The organism is Olsenella sp. oral taxon 807 (assembly GCF_001189515.2).
Lineage (GTDB): Bacteria > Actinomycetota > Coriobacteriia > Coriobacteriales > Atopobiaceae > Olsenella_F.
In genome coordinates, this window is record NZ_CP012069.2 from 1278719 (window position 1) to 1299211 (window position 20493).

Below are 20493 nucleotides of genomic sequence, written 5' to 3' on the forward strand. Positions count from 1 at the left end.
GGAAGGTAGGTTTCGAAACCCATGTTGGACTTCTTGTTCAAGCTGGTCATCACGGGCTTGGGCATCGTGATACTGTTCTTTATAGTCTTCGCCATCGTGGTCGTGGTGGTCATCGTCCGCTTAGTTCGACGTTTCCTTGAGAGGAAGAGACCCGAGATCAGTGGTTTTACCCAGTGGAACCATACGATGGGAGAGATACGCAGGCTCAGGCGGAGCAATGTCTGGGGTGACAGTCACTTCGACAACGTGATGGACAGGACGGAGGCCTGCATACGCAGCGCGAAGGATAAGGCCACGCTAGGTGAGGAGACGTTGGTGCGGCTATTCGAGAAGGGAAGCATCACCTATGACAAGTTCGCGAGCGCCCTCGGGGTACTAAACGACACGGTCCGAGAGAACACACAAACCATACTGACAGCGGCCAAGCTCTATGTGGGCGTGCGCCGCGACACGCATGTGGTACAGGGGTCAACGCTACGTTACGGTGAGGACGAGTCGGAACGCAGGCAGCTCGTCGAGGTGCAGCGCAAGAGGATGGACGAGGCACTCGAGCAGAACGAGGCACTCCTCCTCAAGACCGACACCCTCATCTCCAGCCTACAGGACGTGGGGGAGAGCAACAGGGCAGATGAGCTCCTTGAGGAACTCACGCGCCTCGCCAAAGAGGCACGGTACTACAAGCGCTCAATTAGTGGCTAAGCCCATGCCACGTATCTATGGGCACACTGAGATGGACGTTGCTACGTTAACAGAGCAGGCGGGGCAACCGGCGACGCAGGACGTGTAATGCCGCGCCCAAAAAAAGGAGGATGCCATGGCGTTTTCACTCGAGGTCCCCGACGAGAACGAGGTCAAGGCGATCGTAAGGCAGCAGGTCGAACCTACTGAGGAGCGGAGGCGGACTATAGCGGGCGCCACCGAGGGGCAGGCGGGCCAGATCATGTCCGTCGATCTCGACTCGTTCGAGAGTCGCCGTGAGATCACCTCAGCCATCGAGAGCATGGGCAACGATCTCGCAACGAAATCAACGGCCAAAAACGAGATACTCGCACGCCGCATAGGCGAGCTAGGCCAGGGTGGTGGTCAGACGGGAGAGGTCGCACGGGGCCTCGCGGACCTTTCCATACAGATGAGGGATCTCGACCCGTCTACCATCGACTTCGCAAAGAGCGGTGGGCTGGGCAAGTTCTTCAATCCAGTACGTCGCTACTTTGAGCGTTACAAGACGGCCGACGCAGAAATCGCCGATATCGTGCGGTCCCTTGACCGGGGCAAGGCGACGCTTACGGCGGACAACACGACCCTTGAGCTCGAAGAGGCCGCGATGCGCGACCTCACCAAAAAGCTCAGCGAGAAGGTCGACATTGCCATGCAGCTCGATCGCTCCCTCACCACCGAGATCGAGCGCCGCAAGGCACAGAACGAGGACGAGAAGCTTGTCAAGTTCGTCGAGGAGGAGGTACTCTTCCCGCTCAGGCAGAAGGTGATGGACTTCCAGCAGCTGCTCGTGGTAAACCAGCAAGGCATCGTGGCCATGGAGGTTATCAGAAGAAATAACCTCGAGCTCATTCGTGCTGTCGACCGCGCTCAGAGCGTCACCGTCTCGTCCTTGCGTGTCGCCGTGACCGTTGCCGGCGCGCTCTACAACCAAAAGATCGTCCTCGACAAGGTGAAGGCTCTCAACGCCACTACCGAGAGCATGATCGCGTCCACATCGCGTATGCTGAAGGAGCAGGGAACCGAGATCCAGCGCCAGGCGACGGAGGCGACAGTGAGCCCCGAAACGCTTAAGCAGGCTTTCGCCGACGCCCTCGGAGCGCTCGATGACATCAGCACGTACAAGCAGGAGGCATTACCCAGGATCGCCCAGACCATTCAGGAGTTCAAGCAGATCGCCGAGAAGGGTGAGGCGAGGCTCAAGCAGATGGAGGATGCTGGCGCTTTTGACAGGTGACCGTAGAGCGCGGGATGTGATGTGTCGAATGGCGTATTTAGGAGGAATCGAGACAACGTTAGGCCAGCGACAACGTGAGAGGCAATCGACCCCCTCCAGGCGGGAGGTGCTGGCTTTGTGCGGCGCCGCAATGGCAGCCGGGCTTATGGCCCGCATCGTGACCATGCCTGTTAAGGCTCGTGGGAATCCCATTGGCATCACGCATGAGATTCTCGACTCCCTCTCGGACATACAGTCTCGTTACACGCAGGCGCAGGAGACCCTCACGCGGCTGGGGGAGCAACTCGAGTCCCTTGCCAGGCAACAGGAGGAGACCCAGGCGCATATCGACGAGACCCAGGCGCAGATAGAGGCCACCCAAGCGCAGATTGACCAGCGACAGGCGGAGGTCGAGGCCACGCAGGGCGATCTCGCCGCAAGCATCGTCGCGTCGTACAAGTCTGGGTCGATGTCCTTCCTCGACCTTGCCGTAGGCGCGACATCCGTAGACGACCTCATATCGAGCATCTACTACGCCAACAAGGTCAACCAGAGCGAGAACGAGAAGATAGGGCGCATCAAGGCTCTGAGGGATCAGCTCAAGCAGACCAAGTCGGCCCTCGAGGACCAGAGGGCCTCGCTGAGCGACCTTCAGGACTCTCTCGCACAACAGGTGTCAGACGCGCAGGAGATGCAGGCCGAGACGCAGGCGGTACTCGACGGACTCGATCAGGAGATTCGCGATCTCATAGCCACCCATAGCGCCGAGATACAGGCCAGCTATCAGGAGGAGCTCAGGGCCATGACCAAGGCGGTCGAGGCGGCGGGGCTCACAGATGCGCCGACGAGGGTGGCACTCTGCAGCGCCGCCCTCTCTCTTCTGGGGGTGCCCTATGTGTGGGGAGGCAGCTACCCCGATTCGGGTGGGACGGACTGCTCTGGGCTCATGCAGTGGTCGTATGCCCAATGTGGCTTCTCCATCCCACGCACCACCTATACGCAACTTGACGCCTGCAATGCCGTCGGGCACCTTCACCATGATGTGTCCCTGCTCCTGCCGGGAGACCTCGTGTTCGTGAACGAGGGCGGACATGTGGGCATGTATCTTGGCAACGGTCGGGTGATCCATGCACCCCATCCTGGTGGCGTCATCATGGTGTCAGGCCTCGACCGCTGGCCATCCATATTTGCGATTGGCTATCCCATCGCGAATGGTCCCGCCGGAGACGAAAACGAAGACGGGAGGGTGGAGGACTGATGGCACGACAGCGGCTGCGACAGCTTTTGAAGACCTTGGGAAAGGGGAAGGCGCATGGCCCGTCACGAGAGGGCACGTCATCGTGTCCGGGTCAGGCTCGTAGGCATAGGTCCCGGGTCATCCTGATCTGCCTGGCCCTGGCGTTCGTCATCGATCTGCTTACCTTTGACCTTCCTACGCTCACCACCCTCGGCCGCACGGCCCGCCAGCTCACGGTCTCATCGACAAGCTATGACCCCGACACGGGGGTCCAGACTTGGCAGATAGACGGTGTCGACGATTTTGTGGACGACATCATGCTCCAGGTTGGCGAGCAGGCCTATGGCGTTGGGATACAAGGCGTCGAGTCGCCCGCGCATCTTCGCTTCACGGTGTCGCTGACCGATGAGGGTAACGCCCTTCCCGTCAGCGTCGGTGAGCTCACGACCAGTCGCTCCCGGCCTGACGGAACATGGAGAAAGATAGTCACGTATGGTAGGGTGTCAAGCCTCACGATCACCTCAGAGTCCAGAGTGGTTGGCAAGGCCGATGCCGATGCTGATACCGGCATCCTGTGGGCCTTCGCGCTGCCTGAGATCGCGAACGTCAGGGTCTGCATCAACGGGGCCATTCCTCTCGATGTTAAAATGACGATGCTCCGCTCACTCGTGATCTTCGTGACCCTCCTCGGGTGCTGGGCGCTCAGGCCACGCTCGGGCCTGCACGCCATGAGCTTCGAGCCCTCCCGCATCGTCTCGGTGCGTCTGTGGATCGGGCTGATGTGCGCGCTTACGATGGTCTTCTCCATCGCCGGTCTACCGGGGGGCCTCGTGACGGAGCCATCCTCCTATGACCCCCACCATGCCATCGCATTTTACCATGAGTACTTCGAGCTGGCACGGGCGCTCTCGAAGGGTGAGGTCAGCCTCGACATCGAGCCCTCGAAGGAGCTCCTCGAGCTAAGCAATCCCTATGACCATAACGTGAGAGACGCGCGGCACATCGACTTCTACTGGGACCACGCCCTCTACAAGGGCAGGTACTACGTCTACTTCGGTGTCCTTCCCTGCCTTTTATTCCATCTGCCCTTCTATCTGCTGACGGGTGGGGAGTTTCCCACGTGGCTTTCGGTCTACATCTCGCTCGCGGCAGCCGCAGCGGGTCTGATCTACCTGCTCAACAGTATCGTTCGCAGGTGGTTTGGGCCCGTCAGCGCAGGCGGGTACCTCGTTGCCCTCGCAACGCTCTTCCTCGGCAGCTGGATGCCGCTTCTGGCTGCGTCGGCGACTACCTACTTCCTTCCCATAGCCGTGGGGCTGGCGCTCGCCGTCTGGGCCCTGGGCCTTTGGGTGACGTCGACAGCCCAGGGGACCATCTGCGTGCGACGGGCGGCTCTCGGGGCATTCCTTGCTGCGCTGACCCTTCTGAGCAGGCCTCAGTTCGTCATGATCGCACTTTTGGGGGCGGCGTTGCTCGTGGATGCGATCAGGCGGGACAGGCGTAACTTGTCGCCCAGGCTTGGCCTCGTCTTTGTTCCGGTCGCCATCGTGTGCCTCGTCTTCTTCCTGTATAACTTCCTCCGCTTCGGCGACATCCTTGATGTGGGCGCCAGCTACAACCTCACGACCAACGACATGACCCACCGTGGGTTCAGCCTCGAGCGCACCCTCGTGGCGCTCTGGTGGTACCTCCTACAGCCGGCCACGTTCGGCCTGAGCGACAGCCTGATCCAGGGCGCCACACCGACCCTGCCGTTTCTCGGCCTCATCATCTCGGAGAAGATGCCGGGGGGCGTGCTGACGACGACCCCGCTCCTTCTGGCCCCCCTGCTGCTCGCACCGCTGTATGGGGGGCGTGCTCGGCGCCGTCCCCTCCTCACGGCCATGCTCGTGCTCTCCCTTGCGAGCGGGGTGCTCCTCGCCGCATTCGACGGGGAGGCGTCAGGTGTGCTGCCCCGTTACTTCGTGGACTTTGGCATCTTTCTATCCGTGGCGGCCATCATCCCGATGCTCTCGATTGACAGCGGGAGCCGTAAGGGCGAGATCGCGCCAGAGGCCGTGGCCCAGGCCCGCTTCCTCTTGATGCTCGCCTTTGGGCCGTCGGTACTGGCGCAGGGCCTTTGGCTGCTGCTTGTCTTCTGATGGTCGGGCAATCTCGCGTGGGCGTCGAAGCTGGCACTTCCTGCGCAACCGCTCGTCTGCAGGGGCCGCCTGCGCCCTACGCGCGCGTGCCCCTGGTGGCGTAGGTCACGTACTCGAAGGCTATGCCCTCGTCGGTGACGCCACCAAAGGAGCGCTCGACGAGCTGCCAGCCTGGGTCCTCGTCGAGGTCCGGGAAGAACGCATCGGCGGGTACCACGACGTCGCTCTTCGTCACGAGCACGCGTTCGCAGCGGGGCAGGAGCGTCCGATAGAGGCTCTCCCCCCCGATGAGCCATGCGCGCGCGGCGTCTCTGTCCCCAAGCGCCGCGAGCGCGTCTCCGGGTGTCACATAGACCTCGTAGCCGGCCGAGCCCTTCGATCCCTCACGGGGGAACCCATCGCGCACGTAACCTCGATCATGTGACACGACGATGTTACGGCGACCCTTGAGCGGACCCTTGGGAAGGCTCTCGAAGGTCGCGCGACCCATGAGGATGGCGCATCCTTGCGTGAGCGTGGCGAAACGACGCATGTCCGCCTTGTTGCGCACGAGCAGACGGCCCCTATTGCCGATGGCCCAGTCACGTGTGACGGAGACGATGGCATCCATGGCGACCCCACTCCCTTCTTCCCCCCGTCGCCATCAGCTCACGCTAGATGGCGACGGGGATGTCTTTGACCTGAGGACCATGCGTATAGTTCTCAACAACGAGGTCGTCGGTCGTGAAGTCATAGAAGTCCGTGACCTTGGGGTTGAGTGACACCCGAGGGGCAGCGAAGCGAGGCCGTGCGATGAGCTCCCTCACGATGCTGACATGACGGTCGTAGATGTGTGCGTCCGCTATCATGTGAACGAGCTCGCCGGCGACCATGTCGCTTACCTGCGCCACCATCATGAGAAGGAGGGCATACTGGCAGACGTTCCAGTTATTTGCCACGAGCACGTCCTGACTGCGTTGGACGAGCAGCATGTTAAGCGTGGGTCTCGCCTCGCCAGGCACGTGCACCGCGTTGTAGATGACGTTGTAGGCGCAGGGATAGAGGTTCATCTGCGAGAGGTCGGCGAAGGTGTAGAGGTTCGTCATGATGCGACGCGAGTAGGGGTCGTCACGAAGGTCCTTCAATACGCGGTCCATCTGGTCGAAGTCCCCGTCGACATAATGGGAGACCTGTGCCACCTGGTAGCCGTAGGCCTTGCCGATGGATCCCGTCTCGTCGGCCCACTTGTCCCATATATGGGGCTTGAGGTCGCGGACGTTGTTCGATTTCCTCTGGTAGATCCAGAGAATCTCGTCCATGCAGCTTTTGAGGGCCGTTGGGCGCAGTGTGAGCGCGGGAAACTCCTTACGTAGGTCGTAGCGGTTGCACACCCCGAAGCGCTTGATCGTGTAGGCGAGCGAGCCATCCGCCCAGTGGGGACGGACCCTCTGTCCCTCAGTGGTGGTCCCTTGCTCGATGATCTTTGTGCACATGCGCACGAAGATGTCATCGGCCATGCTCATGAGCGGCACCTCCCTGCGACCATCTCAAGCCACATCATCGATAGTCGATCATGGCACGCTGCCTCATGTCGTCGCTTGAGCCGTAGCCATATCTCTCATAGTTTTGATAGTCTTGTAACATCATGCTGTCGTTGTGGTCACTCCACTTAGAGGCGGATACCATGCTCTGAATCGATGCGATCGCCCCTGCCAAGAGGAGTGTCAGGACAAGCACCACGCCAATCGCCACAACGTAGACCGTACATCCCGAACTGCTGTTATCGGGTGAGGTGGTGGCTGAGGCGGTCTCAATCGATGGAGCAATCGACGCAGGCTGAGTGAGATTGTCCATGGGCAATTCCTTTCTGTCGTCTCGTATGATAACAATCGGTCGTCTCCCCAAGGCAGTGACATCTACGTATCATCTACGCATGCTCAAGCCGCACGATGGCATAGGATTGGTGAGCTTCGCCCCTCAGGTCAACGACCCATGCGCCTTCTTCCGTGTGTATGCGTGGCACGATCGTATCGCCAAGGAGAGCCATTGTCTTGTACTGCACGCAGATACGGTGGGGCAAGGTGAGGTCTCCCTCGACCTCGCGGATGGCATCGAGGGCAATCTGAATATAGTGGACGTTATTCATGTGCCGGTTCGTGTCCAGCTGCCACACGCCTACGGTGACGGGAGGGGCTAGATCAAAGTCACCCGTTACGTGCAGGCGACGCCGAACCTTGGGAAGATCGATACGTGGGTCATCTGAGAGGTACACACGCTGACTTTTGGGGATGCGGATGGGTCTTCGCGCCTCGGTGTCATACACGAACCAGAGCGAGCCAGCCCTGGCATAGCGCGAGCCATCCGGTGAGCCCAGCGTGAAGTCACGTTCGACCATAGTGCGCCTGAGTTCCGGACACCACGTGCCGATGCGTATGGGATCACCCAACCTCGGTAGGCCGGTGATCTCTATCTGCCAAGCCGTGATGAGCCAAGCATAATGGTGCGCGACCATGTGACTCACTCCAAGGCCGATGCTCTCGGAGTGGAAGGTCGAACAGTCCTGCAGGTAGTTCACAAGTGCACACACCGAAAGCGTGGCACCCTCGTCACACTCGCTGTAGCGGACCCTACTGTCAAAGGAGTACATGGTCGTCCCTAGCGCATTAGGGCATGGCGCAGGTGGCGCCCGTGCCAACTGTCTCGCCGCTCGTGCCGACACCGTCCGCTGGCGCATAACGACTCGTTCGATCGACGATGAGTCGATTGCAGGCAGGGAGCACCTGTGCATGAAAGCCACAGGTCACCCCACGGGTTACCTCACCATCCACCTGCAGTGGCATCGCCTTGGTCGAGCTTACGTGGATGTCACGTCCCCGCAGGTGCTCGATGTGGGGCCTGTCGATGTTCTTGCCCGTCCTGTCGAGCAGCCCTGCGAACATGGGTCTGATGAGGCCTACGGTCTCAGACGCCTCGAGAACCATGAGATCGAGCATGCCATCGTCCATGCGACAGTTGGGGACGAGTTCGATGCCACCCTGCATCATGGCGTTATTGCAGGCGACGCAGGAGATTCCGTCGTACTCGAAGTGCCTGCCGTCACAGTCTACAGAGAAGTGTGCGACGTCTGGATGCATGTTCGAGAGGGCGGCGGCGAAGTAGGCGGCCTCGCCCATGCTCCTCTTGTTGGGTAGCGCCGCCTTCATGATCTGGGCATCAAAACCCATCCCTGCCATGAGCGCAAAGCCACGAGTATGGGACACGCCACTCTCGTCCTGCCAGCTCATCTCACCGAGATCGGTCCTGGCAAAGACCCCACCATGGCAGGCGCGCGCAAGCATGCGGGGCTCCATGGCGTTGCCGAGATTGGCGAAGAGCAGGTTAGCCGTGCCTGAGGGGAAGATACAAACGGAAACCTCCCTTTCGCGCAGGGCGTACAGGACGCTCGCCGCCGTACCGTCACCACCTGATATGACGACGACGTCGAAGTCCTCGGCATCACGCACGGCCTCGCGCCCTCCTCCCCTCCGGGGAAGAACGCGCAAAAAACAGTCGTCACCTTCGTCTAGAAGGAAGCGCTCAAACTCAAAAATGGCGTCCGAGCCGAAGCCCGATCGGCTGTTGTGGACTATGAGGCTATGCATGCATCGCTCGCTCTCCTTGCTATCATGTTCTCTGCGCGAAGGGGTGATTTCGAGCCTCGCATCTCGCGTGCACACTTGATGGTAGCGTTTTTTAGCTTGAGAGGAATCGAGATCACGTGTACATTTCTGATACTGCCGAGCTTGCCCGCTTCTGCACGCGAGCGAGTTCGGCGAGGGTCGTCTCTGTTGACACCGAGTTCATACGAGAGCGCAGCTACTATCCTGAGCTTTGCCTCATACAGCTGGGAACCGCAAGCGAGTGCGTGAGCATCGACCCCATTCTCATAGATGACCTCAGGCCCCTTGAGGCCCTCCTCACCAACGAGCGAATCATCAAGGTGCTCCATGCCTGTTCCCAAGACCTCGAGGTCATCCAGAATACGATGGGATGTGTGGTTTCCCCCGTCTTTGACACGCAGCTCGCGGCTGCCTTCTTGGGGCTACGCCAGCAGATCGGCTATGGGGCCCTCGTCGAGACCTATACGGGAGTGCACCTGCCCAAGGCAGAGTCGCTCACCGACTGGTCCCGCCGCCCGCTCAATCCAGAGCAACTTCGGTATGCGGAGGATGACGTACGCTATCTTCCGGGTATCTATGACTCCATGATGGCCCAGCTCACCGAGAAGGACCGTCTCTCGTGGGTACGACCCGAGATGGACGAACTCACCGATCCCACTCGCTTTGCGCACGTGCCGGAGCTAGCCTACCTGCACCTCAAGCGTGCAAGCTCACTTACGCGCAAGCAGCTCGCCTGCGCTCGCGAGGTCTGCGCCTGGAGGGAGCGCCTTGCTGCCAAGCGTGACATACCAAGAAGGTGGGTCATCTCGGATGAGATTCTGCTCGAGGTCTGCAAGCGTACCCCCCACTCCGTCAAGCGTCTGCGCGCCATCCGCGGCATCGCCAACATTGGGGAGCGGGACGCCGAAGATATCGTGAAGGCCGTCGCGAGGGGCGCTGCCTGTGATCCCGCAGACTACCCGAAAAAGACCCATCACGAACGCCCGCCTCAGGAGATGGAGGGCGTGCTCGACCTCATGTATGCGATGCTGAGAGTGGTTTCAGAGAAAAGCGGAGTCGCCCCGCAGCTCATCGCCACCAAGGATGATCTCCTCGACTTCGCGAGCGGTCGCAGAGAATCCAAGCTCAGGACCTCGACTTGGCGCTTCGATCTGGTGGGAAGGCAGCTTGAGGAGTTGCTTTCGGGGAAGGTTGGGCTCACCGTCGTGAACGGACATATAGAGCTGCTCTAGGGGTCCCCATGATGGCTGGGCTGCCCTCGGATGTTTCCTTCGTGGCATACGTGCCGCTGGGTCCCGCGCGGATGGTGACGCTGCACCTTTTGGGTACAAGCTTTCCCAACTGCCCCTTGACGAGCAAGGAAGGTCATCATGTACTATTACGGCTATGGCTTGGACCTGGGCTACCTGGCAATAGTCTTCGTCTCGCTTGTGCTGGGCGGTCTTACCCAAGCCTACATCAATCGTAGCTACAGAAGGTGGTCCCAGGTGAGCGCAACCGCAGGCGCCACGGGCGAGGAGGTCGCGCGCAGGATGCTCGACAGCGAGGGCGCCTCAGCCGTGGGTATCACGCTGGTCCCAGGTCACCTCACCGACTACTACGACCCACGCGACAACAACTTGCACCTCTCTGAGGAGAATCGCTCAGGCGGTTCGGTCGCCTCGGTGGCGGTCGCCTGCCACGAGGCAGGACACGCCATCCAGACTGCTAGGGGTTACCTTCCCTACAGGCTGCGAAGCGCGCTCGTGCCCGTCGTCAACTTTGCGCAGCAGACCTGGGTGATCGTGCTCGTCGTCGGTGTGGCGCTCAGGCTCGCGGGTCTCACGCAGCTGGCCGTCATCCTCTTTGCCTTTTCCGTTCTTTTTCAGCTTGTCACACTCCCGGTTGAGATTGACGCCTCGCGCAGGGCCGTGGCATACCTTAAGGGCGCCGGCACCGTCATCGACGAGAGGGGTGCTCGACAGGTACTGACGGCGGCCGCCCTCACCTACGTCGCGGCTGCGCTCGTGTCGGTCATGCAGCTGCTCTACCTGCTCAGCCGTATGAACCGTAACGATGACGAGGAGTCCTAGCGTGGCGAGGACGATGTCAGGGCAGGCTCCCCTCGCCGTGAGCGAGGCCGTCTCCATCGCCCACGATACGGTTGCGTCCATTCCCGCACTCACCGTTATCGGTGAGGTCAGTGGTTTTCGTGGTCCCAACGCGCGCTCAGGCCACTGCTACTTCGAGCTCAAGGACGAACAGGCCTCAATGTCGACCATCGTCTGGCGTGGCATATACGAGAACTGTGGCTTCACGCTTAAGGATGGTCTCAAGATTCAGATGACGGGTAGTTTCGACGTCTACCGAGCAAGTGGGAGGCTGTCGTTCAAGGCGCAGAGCATCAGCTTGCAGGGCGAGGGGCTCCTGCGCCAGCAGGTGGCCGAGCTTGCCCGCAAGCTCGAGCGCGAGGGCCTCATGGATCCCGCGCGCAAGCGGTCCATCCCGCGCTTCTGCACCCGCGTCGCTGTCGTGACGTCACTCTCGGGCAGCGTCATCGATGACGTCAAGCGTACCTTGGCTCGCAGAAACCCGCTTGTGGAGGTCCTCATAGCGCCCTGCGCGGTGCAGGGCACGGGCGCGAGCGCCACCATCATCCGTGCGCTTGCTGTGGCTGCGGAGGCAAGGCCCGACGTCATACTGCTCGTGCGCGGCGGTGGGTCGTTCGAGGACCTCATGTGCTTCAACGACGAGGCCTTGGCCCGCGCCGTGGCCTCCTGTCCGGTTCCCGTCGTGACGGGCATCGGCCACGAACCGGACAACTCCATTTGTGACATGGTCTCGGACAGGAGGCAGTCGACGCCCTCGACGGCGGCAGAGTCGGTGGCGCTGCCTCTCGACGAGCTCGTCTCGACGATCAACGAGCGTGAGAGGCGCCTGTGTGCCGTGCTGGACCGACGTGTCTCAGACGGCCGCGCCACGCTGGACGCTGAGGAGCGCGTCATGGTGCAGGCCATCCGGACCCAACTCGATGCCAGTCGCTCGTATCTTGAGTCACTGGGGAGCAGACCCTGTCTCATGAGCCCCTTGGGCGCGCTCCTTGAGCGCGCTGAATCGTTGGACCTCACCGAGGAACGACTGCATGCAACCCTGCCGAGAGTCATCTCGCACAGGGCTGAAGGACTCGATGAGGTGACGCGTCGCGTGGAGGCACTGCCTTCGCGCATGCTCAGACCCTTCGAAGAGCGATTGGTGCGATCGGCGAGCACGCTCGAGGCACTCTCTCCGCTCAAGGTTCTCTCACGTGGCTACTCCATCGTACGTGACGGCATGAGTGGGCGTGTGGTTCTTGATGCCTCGACGCTTAGTGTGGGCGATGAGATAGACGTCCTGCTCGGGACGGGGGAGCTCAGCGCGACGGTAAACAGCGTCAGGTCAGGTAGATAAACTTCAGGTCGGCGCATTGTGCTGCTATCGATGGGAGGATGCAATGACAGAGGTTCCGTTTAATCGAAGGATAGAGGACATGAGCTTCAAGGAGGCATCAATCGAGCTCGAGCAGGTGGTTCGCGCCCTCGAGGGTGGTGACCTTGAGCTCGAGGATTCGCTCAGCTACTATGCAAGGGGCGTTGAGCTGCTCAAGAGCCTGCGCGAGCGTCTGGCAGGCGCCGAGCAGAAAGTACAGCTCCTGATGGAGAGCGCCGCCAAGGGGACGGACGCCGCCATGATTGACACCAGCTCGGCCCCCACCACAAGTTACGTCAACGAGTAAGAAGGGATCGTGGATCATATGTCAGCAAGGGATGACTGCCTCTTCTGCAAGATAGCGCACCATCAGCTGGAGTCAGACTATGTGTATGAGGACGATGAGGTCTGCGCCTTTCGTGATGTCTCACCGCTTGCGCCGACGCATGTGCTGATCGTGCCCAAGGAGCACTATGACAGCGTGGTGGATGGCATACCTGCCACGACCCTCGCGGCCATGATCCGCGTCGCAACCGAGGTCGCCAAGGACGAGGGCATTTTCGAGCGGGGCTTTCGCCTGGTTACCAACGTTGGCGAGGACGGCGGACAGACCGTCAGGCACGCTCACGTGCACCTGCTCGGAGGGCGCAGGCTCTCCAAGGACATGGGCGAGACCCCCACGCGCGAGCGGTCTTTGTGACGTCATAGGCGCGACGGTTGACGGCCCCCGCGCGCAGCGGAGGCCGTTGTTGTGTAGGGGTTGCAATGAGGCGGTCATTCCTCGCTCGGTCGCCCAGCCTTTTGTTAGCCCAATGCGCCTGAGCGTTGGCTCCGACTCATATGGTATCATGGTAGTCCTGCGTGCCTCAGGGTTCTGATCAACCCTGCCTGAGAAAACAGCAACGAGAAGATAGGAAGAACATGAGAGTCCTCGTCATCAACGCAGGTAGCTCGTCGCTCAAGTACCAGCTGCTTGACACGAAGACCAAGGAGATCTTCGCCAAGGGAAACTGCGAACGTATCGGCATCGATGGCGCCTTCATTGGTCACGAGGAGCATGACGGTGGCAAGCAGAAGCTGGAGGTTGCCCTACCCGACCACCGGACGGCCATCAAGCTCGTTTTCGAGATCCTCGCTGCGGCGGGGTTCGACAGCGGCGCCATCGAGGGCATCGGCCATCGTGTCGTCCAAGGTGGTTGGTACTTTCCTGAGTCCAAGGTCGTGACCAACGAGACCTTGGGCTGGGTCCGCGAGGTCGCCCCCTTGGCGCCGCTTCACAACTACGCCGAGGCTGACGTCATTGAGATCTGCCGCGAGCTGTTTCCCTCCATCGGTAACGTGATCGTGGCCGATACCTCGTTTCACTACCACATCCCTGAGAAGGCGTGGCGCTATGCCCTGCCTCGCGATGTCGTTGACAGGCTGCATATCCGCAAGTATGGGGCGCATGGCACCTCTCATCGCTACATCTGGAGGACTGCCAACGAGTTTTTGAAGGGCGAGGTGCACAGGCTCGTCTCCTGTCACCTTGGCTCCGGCGCGTCCCTCTCGGCCATCAAAGATGGTCGAGACATGGACACGACTATGGGACTTACGCCGCTCGACGGCCTTATCATGGGTACCCGCTGTGGCAGCATCGATCCGGCGACCGTATGCTATCTTGTGCGCGAGGGCGGTTATACGATAGACGAGGTTGACACCATGATGAACAAGCAGTCTGGGTTACGTGCCCTCTCTGCTGTCTCCTCTGACTCCCGCGACATAGAGGAAGCCGCCGAACGGGGCGACAGGAACTGTCAGATGGCGCTCGACATGTTCTGCTACCGTGCCGGCCAGCTCATCGCCGAGATGGCTCAGTCCATGCATGGTTTTGACACGATGGCCTTCTCCGCCGGTATCGGCGAGAACTCTGACGTCCTGCGCGCCGGCGTTGCAAGGGAGTTGGAGTGGCTCGGCGTTTCGCTCGATCCTAAGAAAAACGAGCTTCGCTCGGACGATCCGCGCGTCATATCGACAGACGATTCCAAGATCAAGGTGCTCGTGGTTCCCACAAACGAAGAGCTCATGATCGCTCTTGACGTCGAGGAGCTGCTCCATAGCTAGAAGCGTTTCGTATGCACGCGGGCAATCAACGCCCTGTCATCAGCCAATATGAGATAGTAAGTAGCATTTGTGGGACGTAAGGCTCAGACATGAACTTTAAGGGGGTCATATGATACACGATCAGCTTGCCGCCTGTGGACTCGACGGTTGCAGGGGCGCGATCCTTGTCGATGCCTCTCCAGCCGTCTTGGTGGAGAAGGCACTCAACTCCAACGAGGGCCACATTACATCAACGGGGGCTCTTGCGGTCAGGACGGGACGCTATACCGGGCGCTCTCCCGAGGACCGTTTCATCGTCGACACGCCCGACGTCCATGACAAGATCGCTTGGGGCAACGTCAACAAGCCCTTTTCAATGGAGGACTATGCGAAGGTCAAGGAGGCTGTCGTCCATTACCTCGAGTCCCGCGACATCTACATCGTCCATGCCATTGCCGGTGCCGATCGACGCTGGTGTCGCAAGTTCCTCGTCGTATGCGATCGTGCGAGTCAGGCGCTCTTTGCGCGTCAGCTCCTCGTGCGACCCTCGAAGCGCCAGATAGCCGACTTCGAGCCCCAGGATTTCTCTGTGCTCGCGGCACCGGGACTCAAGCTCGATCCTAAGCGACATGGCACCCGCTCCGAGGCGGCCGTCCTCATCAACTTCCAAGAGCGCGAGGTCTTGATCTGCGGAACCCGCTACTCTGGCGAGATCAAGAAGTCGATCTTCTCGGTCATGAACTATCTCATGCCCATCGAGGGGAACGTACTTCCTATGCATGCCTCGGCCAACATGGATCCGACCACCGGCGAGACAGCCATCTTCTTTGGCCTTTCCGGTACGGGCAAGACAACGCTCTCGGCCGATCCGCAGCGTATGCTTATCGGCGATGACGAGCATGGCTGGGCCGAGAACAGCGTCTTCAACTTTGAGGGTGGCTGTTACGCCAAGGCCATTCGCATATCGGCCGTCACGGAGCCCGAGATATTCAATGCCATCCGCTTTGGCAGCATCTGCGAGAACGTGGTCATCGATAACGTGACGCGTCTTCCCGACTACTTCGACGGCTCGATCACCGAGAACACCCGCGTTGCCTACCCCATCGACTTCATCGCAAACGCCCAGGTCATGGGTCAGGGTCGCTATCCCAATGTCATCATCTTTCTGACGTGTGACTCCTTCGGCGTGCTGCCTCCGATCTCCCGTCTTAGCCGTAATGCGGCAATGTACCACTTCCTCTCGGGCTTCACAAGCAAGGTTGCTGGTACCGAGCGTGGCGTCAGCGAGCCACAGCCCACGTTCTCGACGCTCTTTGGCGAACCCTTTATGCCCCTGTCGCCACTTTTGTATGCCGACATGTTTGGCAAGAAGATAGACCGTGCCGGAACTCGCGTCTACCTCATCAATACCGGTTGGACTGGTGGCCCCTACGGCACTGGCAATCGCATAGACCTCACCTCAACGCGCCACATGGTAAGTGCTGCCCTCAACGGACTGATCGAGAACGCGGACTTCAAACATGATCCCGTGTTTAACGTGGACGTTCCTCTCGAACTCGACGGTGTCGCCAGCTCCATGCTCAGTCCTCGTGACACCTGGGTCGACAAGGAAGCCTATGACGAGGCTGCCCGTGCGCTTGCCCAGATGTTTGTAGACAATGCGAGCGAAAAGTATCCCGATATGGGCTTTGCCGTACGGGAGGCTGGTCCGCACCCAGAGGCATAACGGACACGTTGGAGCGATTTGAGACGGGTACGGTGCCGTCGCCAAGATCATCAAACTCCGGACGCGCAGGTCACTCTTGGTACTGTGCGCGTCCGGAGTAGTTTTGTCTATGATCTTGCCGCGTGAATGACGGTGAGGCAAGGTGTGTTGACCTACTGACCTACGTAACGGGGACGGTCCGTTCAGCGTCAATCTGGGTAACTTTGTCACGACGACGCTGATACTTCTCATCGGTAAGAGGTTCAGTCTTCATCCAGGCTCTGACGGTTGCCATCGCGAGCACCGAGCCTATCAGTTTGCCGCCAAGGCACAGGACATTAGCGTCGTTGTGCTGGCGCGCGAGCTTTGCGCAGACCGGATCCTGACAGACGCAGGCAAAAATGCCCCGAAACTTGTTGGCGATCATCGCCGAACCGTATCCTACGCCATCGACGAAGATGCCCCGTTCGCACTCGCCGCAGGCGACGGCCCTCGTAGCGGGAACGATGAAGTCCGAGAGGTCGCAGGAATCCCTGTCGTGCGTGCCAAAGTCGCGTACCTCATGCCCCTGCCCCTCGAGCCATGCCTTGATCTCACGCTTGAGGTTATAGCCTGCGTGATCATTTGCCACTGCAATACGCATCGCCTACTCCTATCGTCCGATATCCATGCATCCTGACATGTTTGTGTTGCTGTCTGTATAACCCGTCTATCGGGAGAGAGCTTCCGTTAAAGATACACGTAAGCTATACCAGACATTTCCTGAGGGCGGGAGTCGGCTCTATGACTTTGCCGCAAGCTGCTGGGCCTGACAGGCGGTGATGGCAATGACACCCACGATGTCATCGGCGACGCAGCCGCGCGAGAGGTCGTTGACGGGCTTGGCGATGCCTTGGACCAAAGGACCGTACGCCTCGGCGTCACCAAAGCGCTGCACCAGCTTGTAGCCGATGTTGCCGCTCTCGAGATTGGGGAAGAGCATGATGTTGGCATGCCCTGCGAGTGTTGAGTTAGGAGCCTTGTTCTGTGCGACCTCGGGAACGATGGCAGCATCCAATTGCAGGTCGCCGTCGAGCATGAGCTCGGGATACCGCTGATGGGAAAGCTCAGTTGCAGCCTGTACCTTCTCGGGCACCCTTCCCTTCGCGGATCCCATCGTCGTGAACGAGAGCATGGCGACCTTGGGCTCATCGAACATGAATCCCTTCCAGGTCTGTGCCGTGGAGTGGGCGATCTCGACGAGCTCCTCTGCAGTCGGATCTATGTTGAGCCCGGCGTCGGCAAAGATGAGCGTGCCCTTCTCGCCGTACTCCTCCTTAGGCGTGCACATAACGAAGAATGCAGATACGAGCTTGGCATCCGGGGCGGTCTTGAGGATCTGCAGCGCAGGACGCAGGGTGCTGGCTGTCGAGTGGCAGGCACCGGAGACCAAGCCGTCAGCGTCGCCCATCTTGACCATCATCATGCCGAAGTATATGCGGTCGTCCATCGTCTCGCGCGCTTGGACTATCGAGACGCCCTTACGGGCGCGGAGTTCGGCGAACCTCTTGGCGTACGCCTCGTGCTTGTCAGAGTGCCGAGGATTTATGATGGTCGCACCGGGGACGTCGATCTTATCCGGATCGCCGAGGATCACGATCTCGGCAATGCGCTCATCGATGACCTTTTTGGCCGCCTCAATGACGCGAGGATCGTATCCCTCGGGAAGGACGATGGTCTTCTTGTCGGATTTCGCTGTGTTCTTGATGCGTTCGATCCATTCACTCATGCGCACTCCAATCGATAGGTGGTGAGACTCAGGCCACGTCACCCAAGACTTTGGTGTACATCTACTGGGTATTTAGGCCTAACCACTCTCATTATACTAACGCGTGATAAAATCAGCGAGTCCGTCGAGGCGACGGCATGAATGAAGTAAGCGAGAGCATGAAGCTGGCCGAAAGCTGGCGTCCCGTTACATTGCTTGCGCCTGATGGTGTCTTCAAGCGCAGTTGGACGAAGGAGTCTAGAGCATGAGCATCAGCCAGGGCCTTCCCGGTAGGTTCAATCCCCAGTCCTATGACGCCATCGTGGTCGGCGCGGGCTTTGCGGGAGCGGTCTGCGCTCGTTGCCTTGCAGAGGCCTGTGGCTATAAGGTCGCCATAGTCGAGAGACGTGATCATGTAGCTGGCAATGCCTACGACCAGCTCGATGATGCTGGCATCCTGGTTCATCGCTATGGCCCGCACATCTATCACACGAATGATGAGCGCGTTCATGAGTACCTCTCTCGCTTTACGCAGTGGTCGGATTACTCTCATCGGGTGCTTGCCAACATCCATGGCACGCTTATGCCAGTGCCCTTCAATCACGAGTCACTCAGGCGTGCCTTTGGAGAAGAGAGAGGCGAGGCGCTCTATCGGAAGCTCGTGTCTACCTTCGGTCAAGACAAAAAGGTCCCCATCATGGACTTGCGTGAGAGGAATGACTCGGATCTTGCCGAGCTTGCCGACTATGTCTACCAGAACGTCTTTCTCTATTACACGATGAAACAGTGGGGCAGGACTCCAGATCAGATTGATCCTGCAGTCACAGGTCGCGTGCCGATCTTCGTTGGTGATGACGATCGCTACTTCCCACAGGCACAGCACCAGGGCATGCCCAAGGATGGCTATACGGCTCTTTTCGAACGTATGCTCGGTCATGACCTCATTGATGTCTTTACCGGTGTCGACATCCGTGACATCATGGAGGTGGGGGAGCGGCAGGTCTCAATCTGTGACAGACCCTATGGCGGCGAAGTTATCTATACGGGTGCCCTCGACGAACTCTTTGGCATGGATAGGGGTGCCTTGCCCTACCGCACGCTCGACATGGTATTCCAGACGCTTCCCCAAGATCGCTTCCAGCCGGTAGGTACCGTGAACTATACCGTGAGCGATAACTTTACCCGCATCACTGAGTTCAAGAACATGACGGGACAGGTCGTCCCCGGAGTTACCACCATCATGCGCGAGTACTCCCGTGACTACCTGCCAGGTTCTGGAGAGACCCCCTACTACGTCATCAATGAGCCCCAGAACCAAAAGCTCTATCAGAGCTACCGCGAGCGTGTTCACGGCCTTCTTAACTTCCACGTAGTGGGTAGGCTTGCAGAGTACCGTTACTATGACATGGATGGTGTCGTAGCCTCCGCCTTGGAGCTCTCGGACGAGCTGATCTCCAATCACTAGGCAAAAGATGATGACAGAGGTGCGCTAAAGACATGCAGAAGATCATCAGCTTCGGCATACCCTGCTATAATTCTGCCGACTACATGGACCACTGTATTAGCTCGATCGTCTATGGATCTGGCCAGGCGGAGGACATCCAGGTTGTCATCGTTGACGACGGATCAACAAAGGATGACACCCTCGGAAAGGCACAGGCATGGCAGGAGCGCCATCCATCCATCGTAAAGGTCGTCCACCAGGATAACGGTGGCCACGGTGTGGCCGTTATGACGGGTCTCGAGCAGGCTGACGGCATCTACTACAAGGTCGTTGACTCCGATGATTGGCTTGATGCCAGCGCGCTTAGGGTTCTCATCGACAAATTACGCGAGTTTGTTCGCATGGAGCTTCGCGTGGATCTCGTGGTGACCAACTACGTCTACGAGCATGTCGAGGATGGTAAGCAAGTCCCCGTAGACTATGGCTTTGCCCTGCGCAAGGACAGGATCATGGGTTGGGACAAGATAGGCCACTTCAACCTTGCGCAGAACCTTCTGATGCATGCCCTGACCTATCGCACGGACGTGCTGCGCGATGGTGGCGTGCCGATGCCAGCCCATACCTTCTATGTGGACAACATCTACGCTTACGTCCCGCTTCCGCGCTGCAAGACACTCTACTATCTTGATGTCGACCTCTATCGCTACTTCATCGGTCGCGAGGATCAGTCTGTGAACGAAAGCGTGATGGTGAGTCGCATTGACCAGCAGCTGCGTATTACTCGCATCATGATGCACGCCTATCATCTCTATGACGATGTTGAGAGTCCCAAGCTCCGAAGCTACATGGTCGGATACTTCACACTCATGATGGCGGTGTGCTCCATCTTCTCTAAGCTATCGGACAAGCCTGATGCGATGGATAACCTAAACGCACTCTGGGAAGAGCTCAAGGAATTTGATCCGCGCATGTATCGCAGGGCGCGCAAGGGATTTGTGGGCATCGGGACCAATCTGCCGGGCAAGGGCGGCGTGAAAACGACGCTCTGGATCTATCGTATGGCCCAGAAGCTATTTAAGTTCAACTAGTACAATATCCACAAAGTAATTGAACTGCATGTGT

20 protein-coding genes are annotated in these 20493 nt (G+C 59.4%); 13 read left to right on the top strand and 7 right to left on the bottom strand.

What is annotated here, in order from left to right; genetic code table 11:
• Positions 1–21: 21 nt before the first annotated feature.
• The 4 genes from ADJ70_RS05435 to ADJ70_RS05450 all read left to right on the top strand — a co-directional run bounded on the left by ADJ70_RS05435 (position 22) and on the right by ADJ70_RS05450 (position 5311).
• Positions 22–699 carry a hypothetical protein gene (locus ADJ70_RS05435; protein WP_050344182.1) on the top strand — a complete coding sequence of 226 codons (678 nt, stop codon included), beginning with the start codon at positions 22–24 and terminating at the stop codon, positions 697–699.
• 115 nt (positions 700–814) lie between these two features.
• On the top strand, positions 815–1954 hold the full coding sequence (locus tag ADJ70_RS05440; protein ID WP_050344186.1) for a toxic anion resistance protein: 1140 nt from the start codon (positions 815–817) through the stop codon (positions 1952–1954).
• A 130-nt stretch (positions 1955–2084) separates the two neighbouring features.
• Positions 2085–3191, top strand: coding sequence for a C40 family peptidase (locus ADJ70_RS05445; RefSeq protein WP_050344188.1), 1107 nt, complete (start codon positions 2085–2087; stop codon positions 3189–3191).
• Positions 3191–5311 (top strand): hypothetical protein, encoded by a 2121-nt coding sequence (locus ADJ70_RS05450; RefSeq protein ID WP_050344190.1) that lies wholly within the window; start codon positions 3191–3193, stop codon positions 5309–5311. The genes ADJ70_RS05445 and ADJ70_RS05450 overlap by 1 nt, the downstream gene beginning before the upstream one ends.
• 76 nt (positions 5312–5387) lie before the next feature.
• On the opposite strand, the gene ADJ70_RS05455 is transcribed toward ADJ70_RS05450, so the two are convergent.
• From ADJ70_RS05455 to ADJ70_RS05475, 5 genes are all read right to left on the bottom strand, one after another.
• Positions 5388–5921 carry a dihydrofolate reductase gene (locus ADJ70_RS05455; protein WP_050344196.1) on the bottom strand — a complete coding sequence of 178 codons (534 nt, stop codon included), beginning with the start codon at positions 5919–5921 and terminating at the stop codon, positions 5388–5390.
• 43 nt (positions 5922–5964) lie between these two features.
• The gene (gene thyA / locus ADJ70_RS05460) at positions 5965–6813 is read right to left on the bottom strand and encodes a thymidylate synthase (RefSeq protein ID WP_050344198.1); all 849 of its coding nucleotides are present in this window, start codon (positions 6811–6813) and stop codon (positions 5965–5967) included.
• A gap of 34 nt (positions 6814–6847) precedes the next feature.
• Positions 6848–7144, bottom strand: coding sequence for a hypothetical protein (locus tag ADJ70_RS05465; protein WP_050344200.1), 297 nt, complete (start codon positions 7142–7144; stop codon positions 6848–6850).
• A 73-nt stretch (positions 7145–7217) separates the two neighbouring features.
• On the bottom strand, positions 7218–7937 hold the full coding sequence (locus tag ADJ70_RS05470) for an acyl-[acyl-carrier-protein] thioesterase (protein ID WP_050344202.1): 720 nt from the start codon (positions 7935–7937) through the stop codon (positions 7218–7220).
• 16 nt (positions 7938–7953) lie between these two features.
• Positions 7954–8931: a diacylglycerol kinase family protein gene (locus tag ADJ70_RS05475; protein ID WP_083443838.1), complete on the bottom strand. Its 978-nt coding sequence runs from the start codon at positions 8929–8931 to the stop codon at positions 7954–7956.
• A gap of 116 nt (positions 8932–9047) precedes the next feature.
• Between ADJ70_RS05475 and rnd the strand changes: the two genes are divergently transcribed.
• The 7 genes from rnd (at position 9048) to pckA (ending at position 16201) form a co-directional block, all read left to right on the top strand.
• Positions 9048–10181, top strand: coding sequence for a ribonuclease D (rnd, locus tag ADJ70_RS05480; protein WP_050344206.1), 1134 nt, complete (start codon positions 9048–9050; stop codon positions 10179–10181).
• A gap of 138 nt (positions 10182–10319) precedes the next feature.
• Positions 10320–11021, top strand: coding sequence for a zinc metallopeptidase (locus ADJ70_RS05485; RefSeq protein WP_050344208.1), 702 nt, complete (start codon positions 10320–10322; stop codon positions 11019–11021).
• Position 11022: 1 nt separating this feature from the next.
• Positions 11023–12375, top strand: coding sequence for an exodeoxyribonuclease VII large subunit (gene xseA, locus ADJ70_RS05490; protein ID WP_253273242.1), 1353 nt, complete (start codon positions 11023–11025; stop codon positions 12373–12375).
• 43 nt (positions 12376–12418) lie between these two features.
• Positions 12419–12700 carry an exodeoxyribonuclease VII small subunit gene (gene xseB / locus ADJ70_RS05495; RefSeq protein ID WP_050344212.1) on the top strand — a complete coding sequence of 94 codons (282 nt, stop codon included), beginning with the start codon at positions 12419–12421 and terminating at the stop codon, positions 12698–12700.
• Positions 12701–12718: 18 nt separating this feature from the next.
• Complete coding sequence (locus ADJ70_RS05500) at positions 12719–13093, top strand: histidine triad nucleotide-binding protein (protein WP_050344214.1); 375 nt, start codon at positions 12719–12721, stop codon at positions 13091–13093.
• Between the two features lie 221 nt (positions 13094–13314).
• Complete coding sequence (locus ADJ70_RS05505) at positions 13315–14496, top strand: acetate/propionate family kinase (RefSeq protein ID WP_050344216.1); 1182 nt, start codon at positions 13315–13317, stop codon at positions 14494–14496.
• A gap of 109 nt (positions 14497–14605) precedes the next feature.
• Positions 14606–16201: a phosphoenolpyruvate carboxykinase (ATP) gene (pckA, locus tag ADJ70_RS05510; protein ID WP_050344218.1), complete on the top strand. Its 1596-nt coding sequence runs from the start codon at positions 14606–14608 to the stop codon at positions 16199–16201.
• A 160-nt stretch (positions 16202–16361) separates the two neighbouring features.
• On the opposite strand, the gene ADJ70_RS05515 is transcribed toward pckA, so the two are convergent.
• A complete protein-coding gene (locus ADJ70_RS05515) occupies positions 16362–16823 on the bottom strand; it encodes an RpiB/LacA/LacB family sugar-phosphate isomerase (protein ID WP_050344220.1) in 462 nt (153 codons plus the stop codon).
• 138 nt (positions 16824–16961) lie between these two features.
• Positions 16962–17948 (bottom strand): phosphate acetyltransferase, encoded by a 987-nt coding sequence (gene pta / locus ADJ70_RS05520; RefSeq protein WP_050344222.1) that lies wholly within the window; start codon positions 17946–17948, stop codon positions 16962–16964.
• A 244-nt stretch (positions 17949–18192) separates the two neighbouring features.
• On the opposite strand from pta, the gene glf reads away from it, so the two are divergent.
• A complete protein-coding gene (glf, locus tag ADJ70_RS05525) occupies positions 18193–19392 on the top strand; it encodes a UDP-galactopyranose mutase (RefSeq protein ID WP_050344224.1) in 1200 nt (399 codons plus the stop codon).
• Between the two features lie 32 nt (positions 19393–19424).
• Complete coding sequence (locus ADJ70_RS05530) at positions 19425–20459, top strand: glycosyltransferase family A protein (RefSeq protein WP_050344226.1); 1035 nt, start codon at positions 19425–19427, stop codon at positions 20457–20459.
• The last annotated feature ends 34 nt before the right edge of the window (positions 20460–20493 follow it).

What these genes read in the sequence shown, in the direction of transcription:
- ADJ70_RS05435 (WP_050344182.1), top strand. Translation starts at nt 22, where the DNA reads ATGTTGGACTTCTTGTTCAAGCTGGTCATCACGGGCTTGGGCATCGTG.
- ADJ70_RS05440 (WP_050344186.1), top strand. Translation starts at nt 815, where the DNA reads ATGGCGTTTTCACTCGAGGTCCCCGACGAGAACGAGGTCAAGGCGATC.
- ADJ70_RS05445 (WP_050344188.1), top strand. Translation starts at nt 2,085, where the DNA reads ATGGCAGCCGGGCTTATGGCCCGCATCGTGACCATGCCTGTTAAGGCT.
- ADJ70_RS05450 (WP_050344190.1), top strand. Translation starts at nt 3,191, where the DNA reads ATGGCACGACAGCGGCTGCGACAGCTTTTGAAGACCTTGGGAAAGGGG.
- ADJ70_RS05455 (WP_050344196.1), bottom strand. Translation starts at nt 5,921, where the DNA reads ATGGATGCCATCGTCTCCGTCACACGTGACTGGGCCATCGGCAATAGG.
- thyA (WP_050344198.1), bottom strand. Translation starts at nt 6,813, where the DNA reads ATGAGCATGGCCGATGACATCTTCGTGCGCATGTGCACAAAGATCATC.
- ADJ70_RS05465 (WP_050344200.1), bottom strand. Translation starts at nt 7,144, where the DNA reads ATGGACAATCTCACTCAGCCTGCGTCGATTGCTCCATCGATTGAGACC.
- ADJ70_RS05470 (WP_050344202.1), bottom strand. Translation starts at nt 7,937, where the DNA reads ATGTACTCCTTTGACAGTAGGGTCCGCTACAGCGAGTGTGACGAGGGT.
- ADJ70_RS05475 (WP_083443838.1), bottom strand. Translation starts at nt 8,931, where the DNA reads ATGCATAGCCTCATAGTCCACAACAGCCGATCGGGCTTCGGCTCGGAC.
- ADJ70_RS05485 (WP_050344208.1), top strand. Translation starts at nt 10,320, where the DNA reads ATGTACTATTACGGCTATGGCTTGGACCTGGGCTACCTGGCAATAGTC.
- xseB (WP_050344212.1), top strand. Translation starts at nt 12,419, where the DNA reads ATGACAGAGGTTCCGTTTAATCGAAGGATAGAGGACATGAGCTTCAAG.
- ADJ70_RS05500 (WP_050344214.1), top strand. Translation starts at nt 12,719, where the DNA reads ATGTCAGCAAGGGATGACTGCCTCTTCTGCAAGATAGCGCACCATCAG.
- ADJ70_RS05505 (WP_050344216.1), top strand. Translation starts at nt 13,315, where the DNA reads ATGAGAGTCCTCGTCATCAACGCAGGTAGCTCGTCGCTCAAGTACCAG.
- pckA (WP_050344218.1), top strand. Translation starts at nt 14,606, where the DNA reads ATGATACACGATCAGCTTGCCGCCTGTGGACTCGACGGTTGCAGGGGC.
- ADJ70_RS05515 (WP_050344220.1), bottom strand. Translation starts at nt 16,823, where the DNA reads ATGCGTATTGCAGTGGCAAATGATCACGCAGGCTATAACCTCAAGCGT.
- pta (WP_050344222.1), bottom strand. Translation starts at nt 17,948, where the DNA reads ATGAGTGAATGGATCGAACGCATCAAGAACACAGCGAAATCCGACAAG.
- glf (WP_050344224.1), top strand. Translation starts at nt 18,193, where the DNA reads ATGAGCATCAGCCAGGGCCTTCCCGGTAGGTTCAATCCCCAGTCCTAT.
- ADJ70_RS05530 (WP_050344226.1), top strand. Translation starts at nt 19,425, where the DNA reads ATGCAGAAGATCATCAGCTTCGGCATACCCTGCTATAATTCTGCCGAC.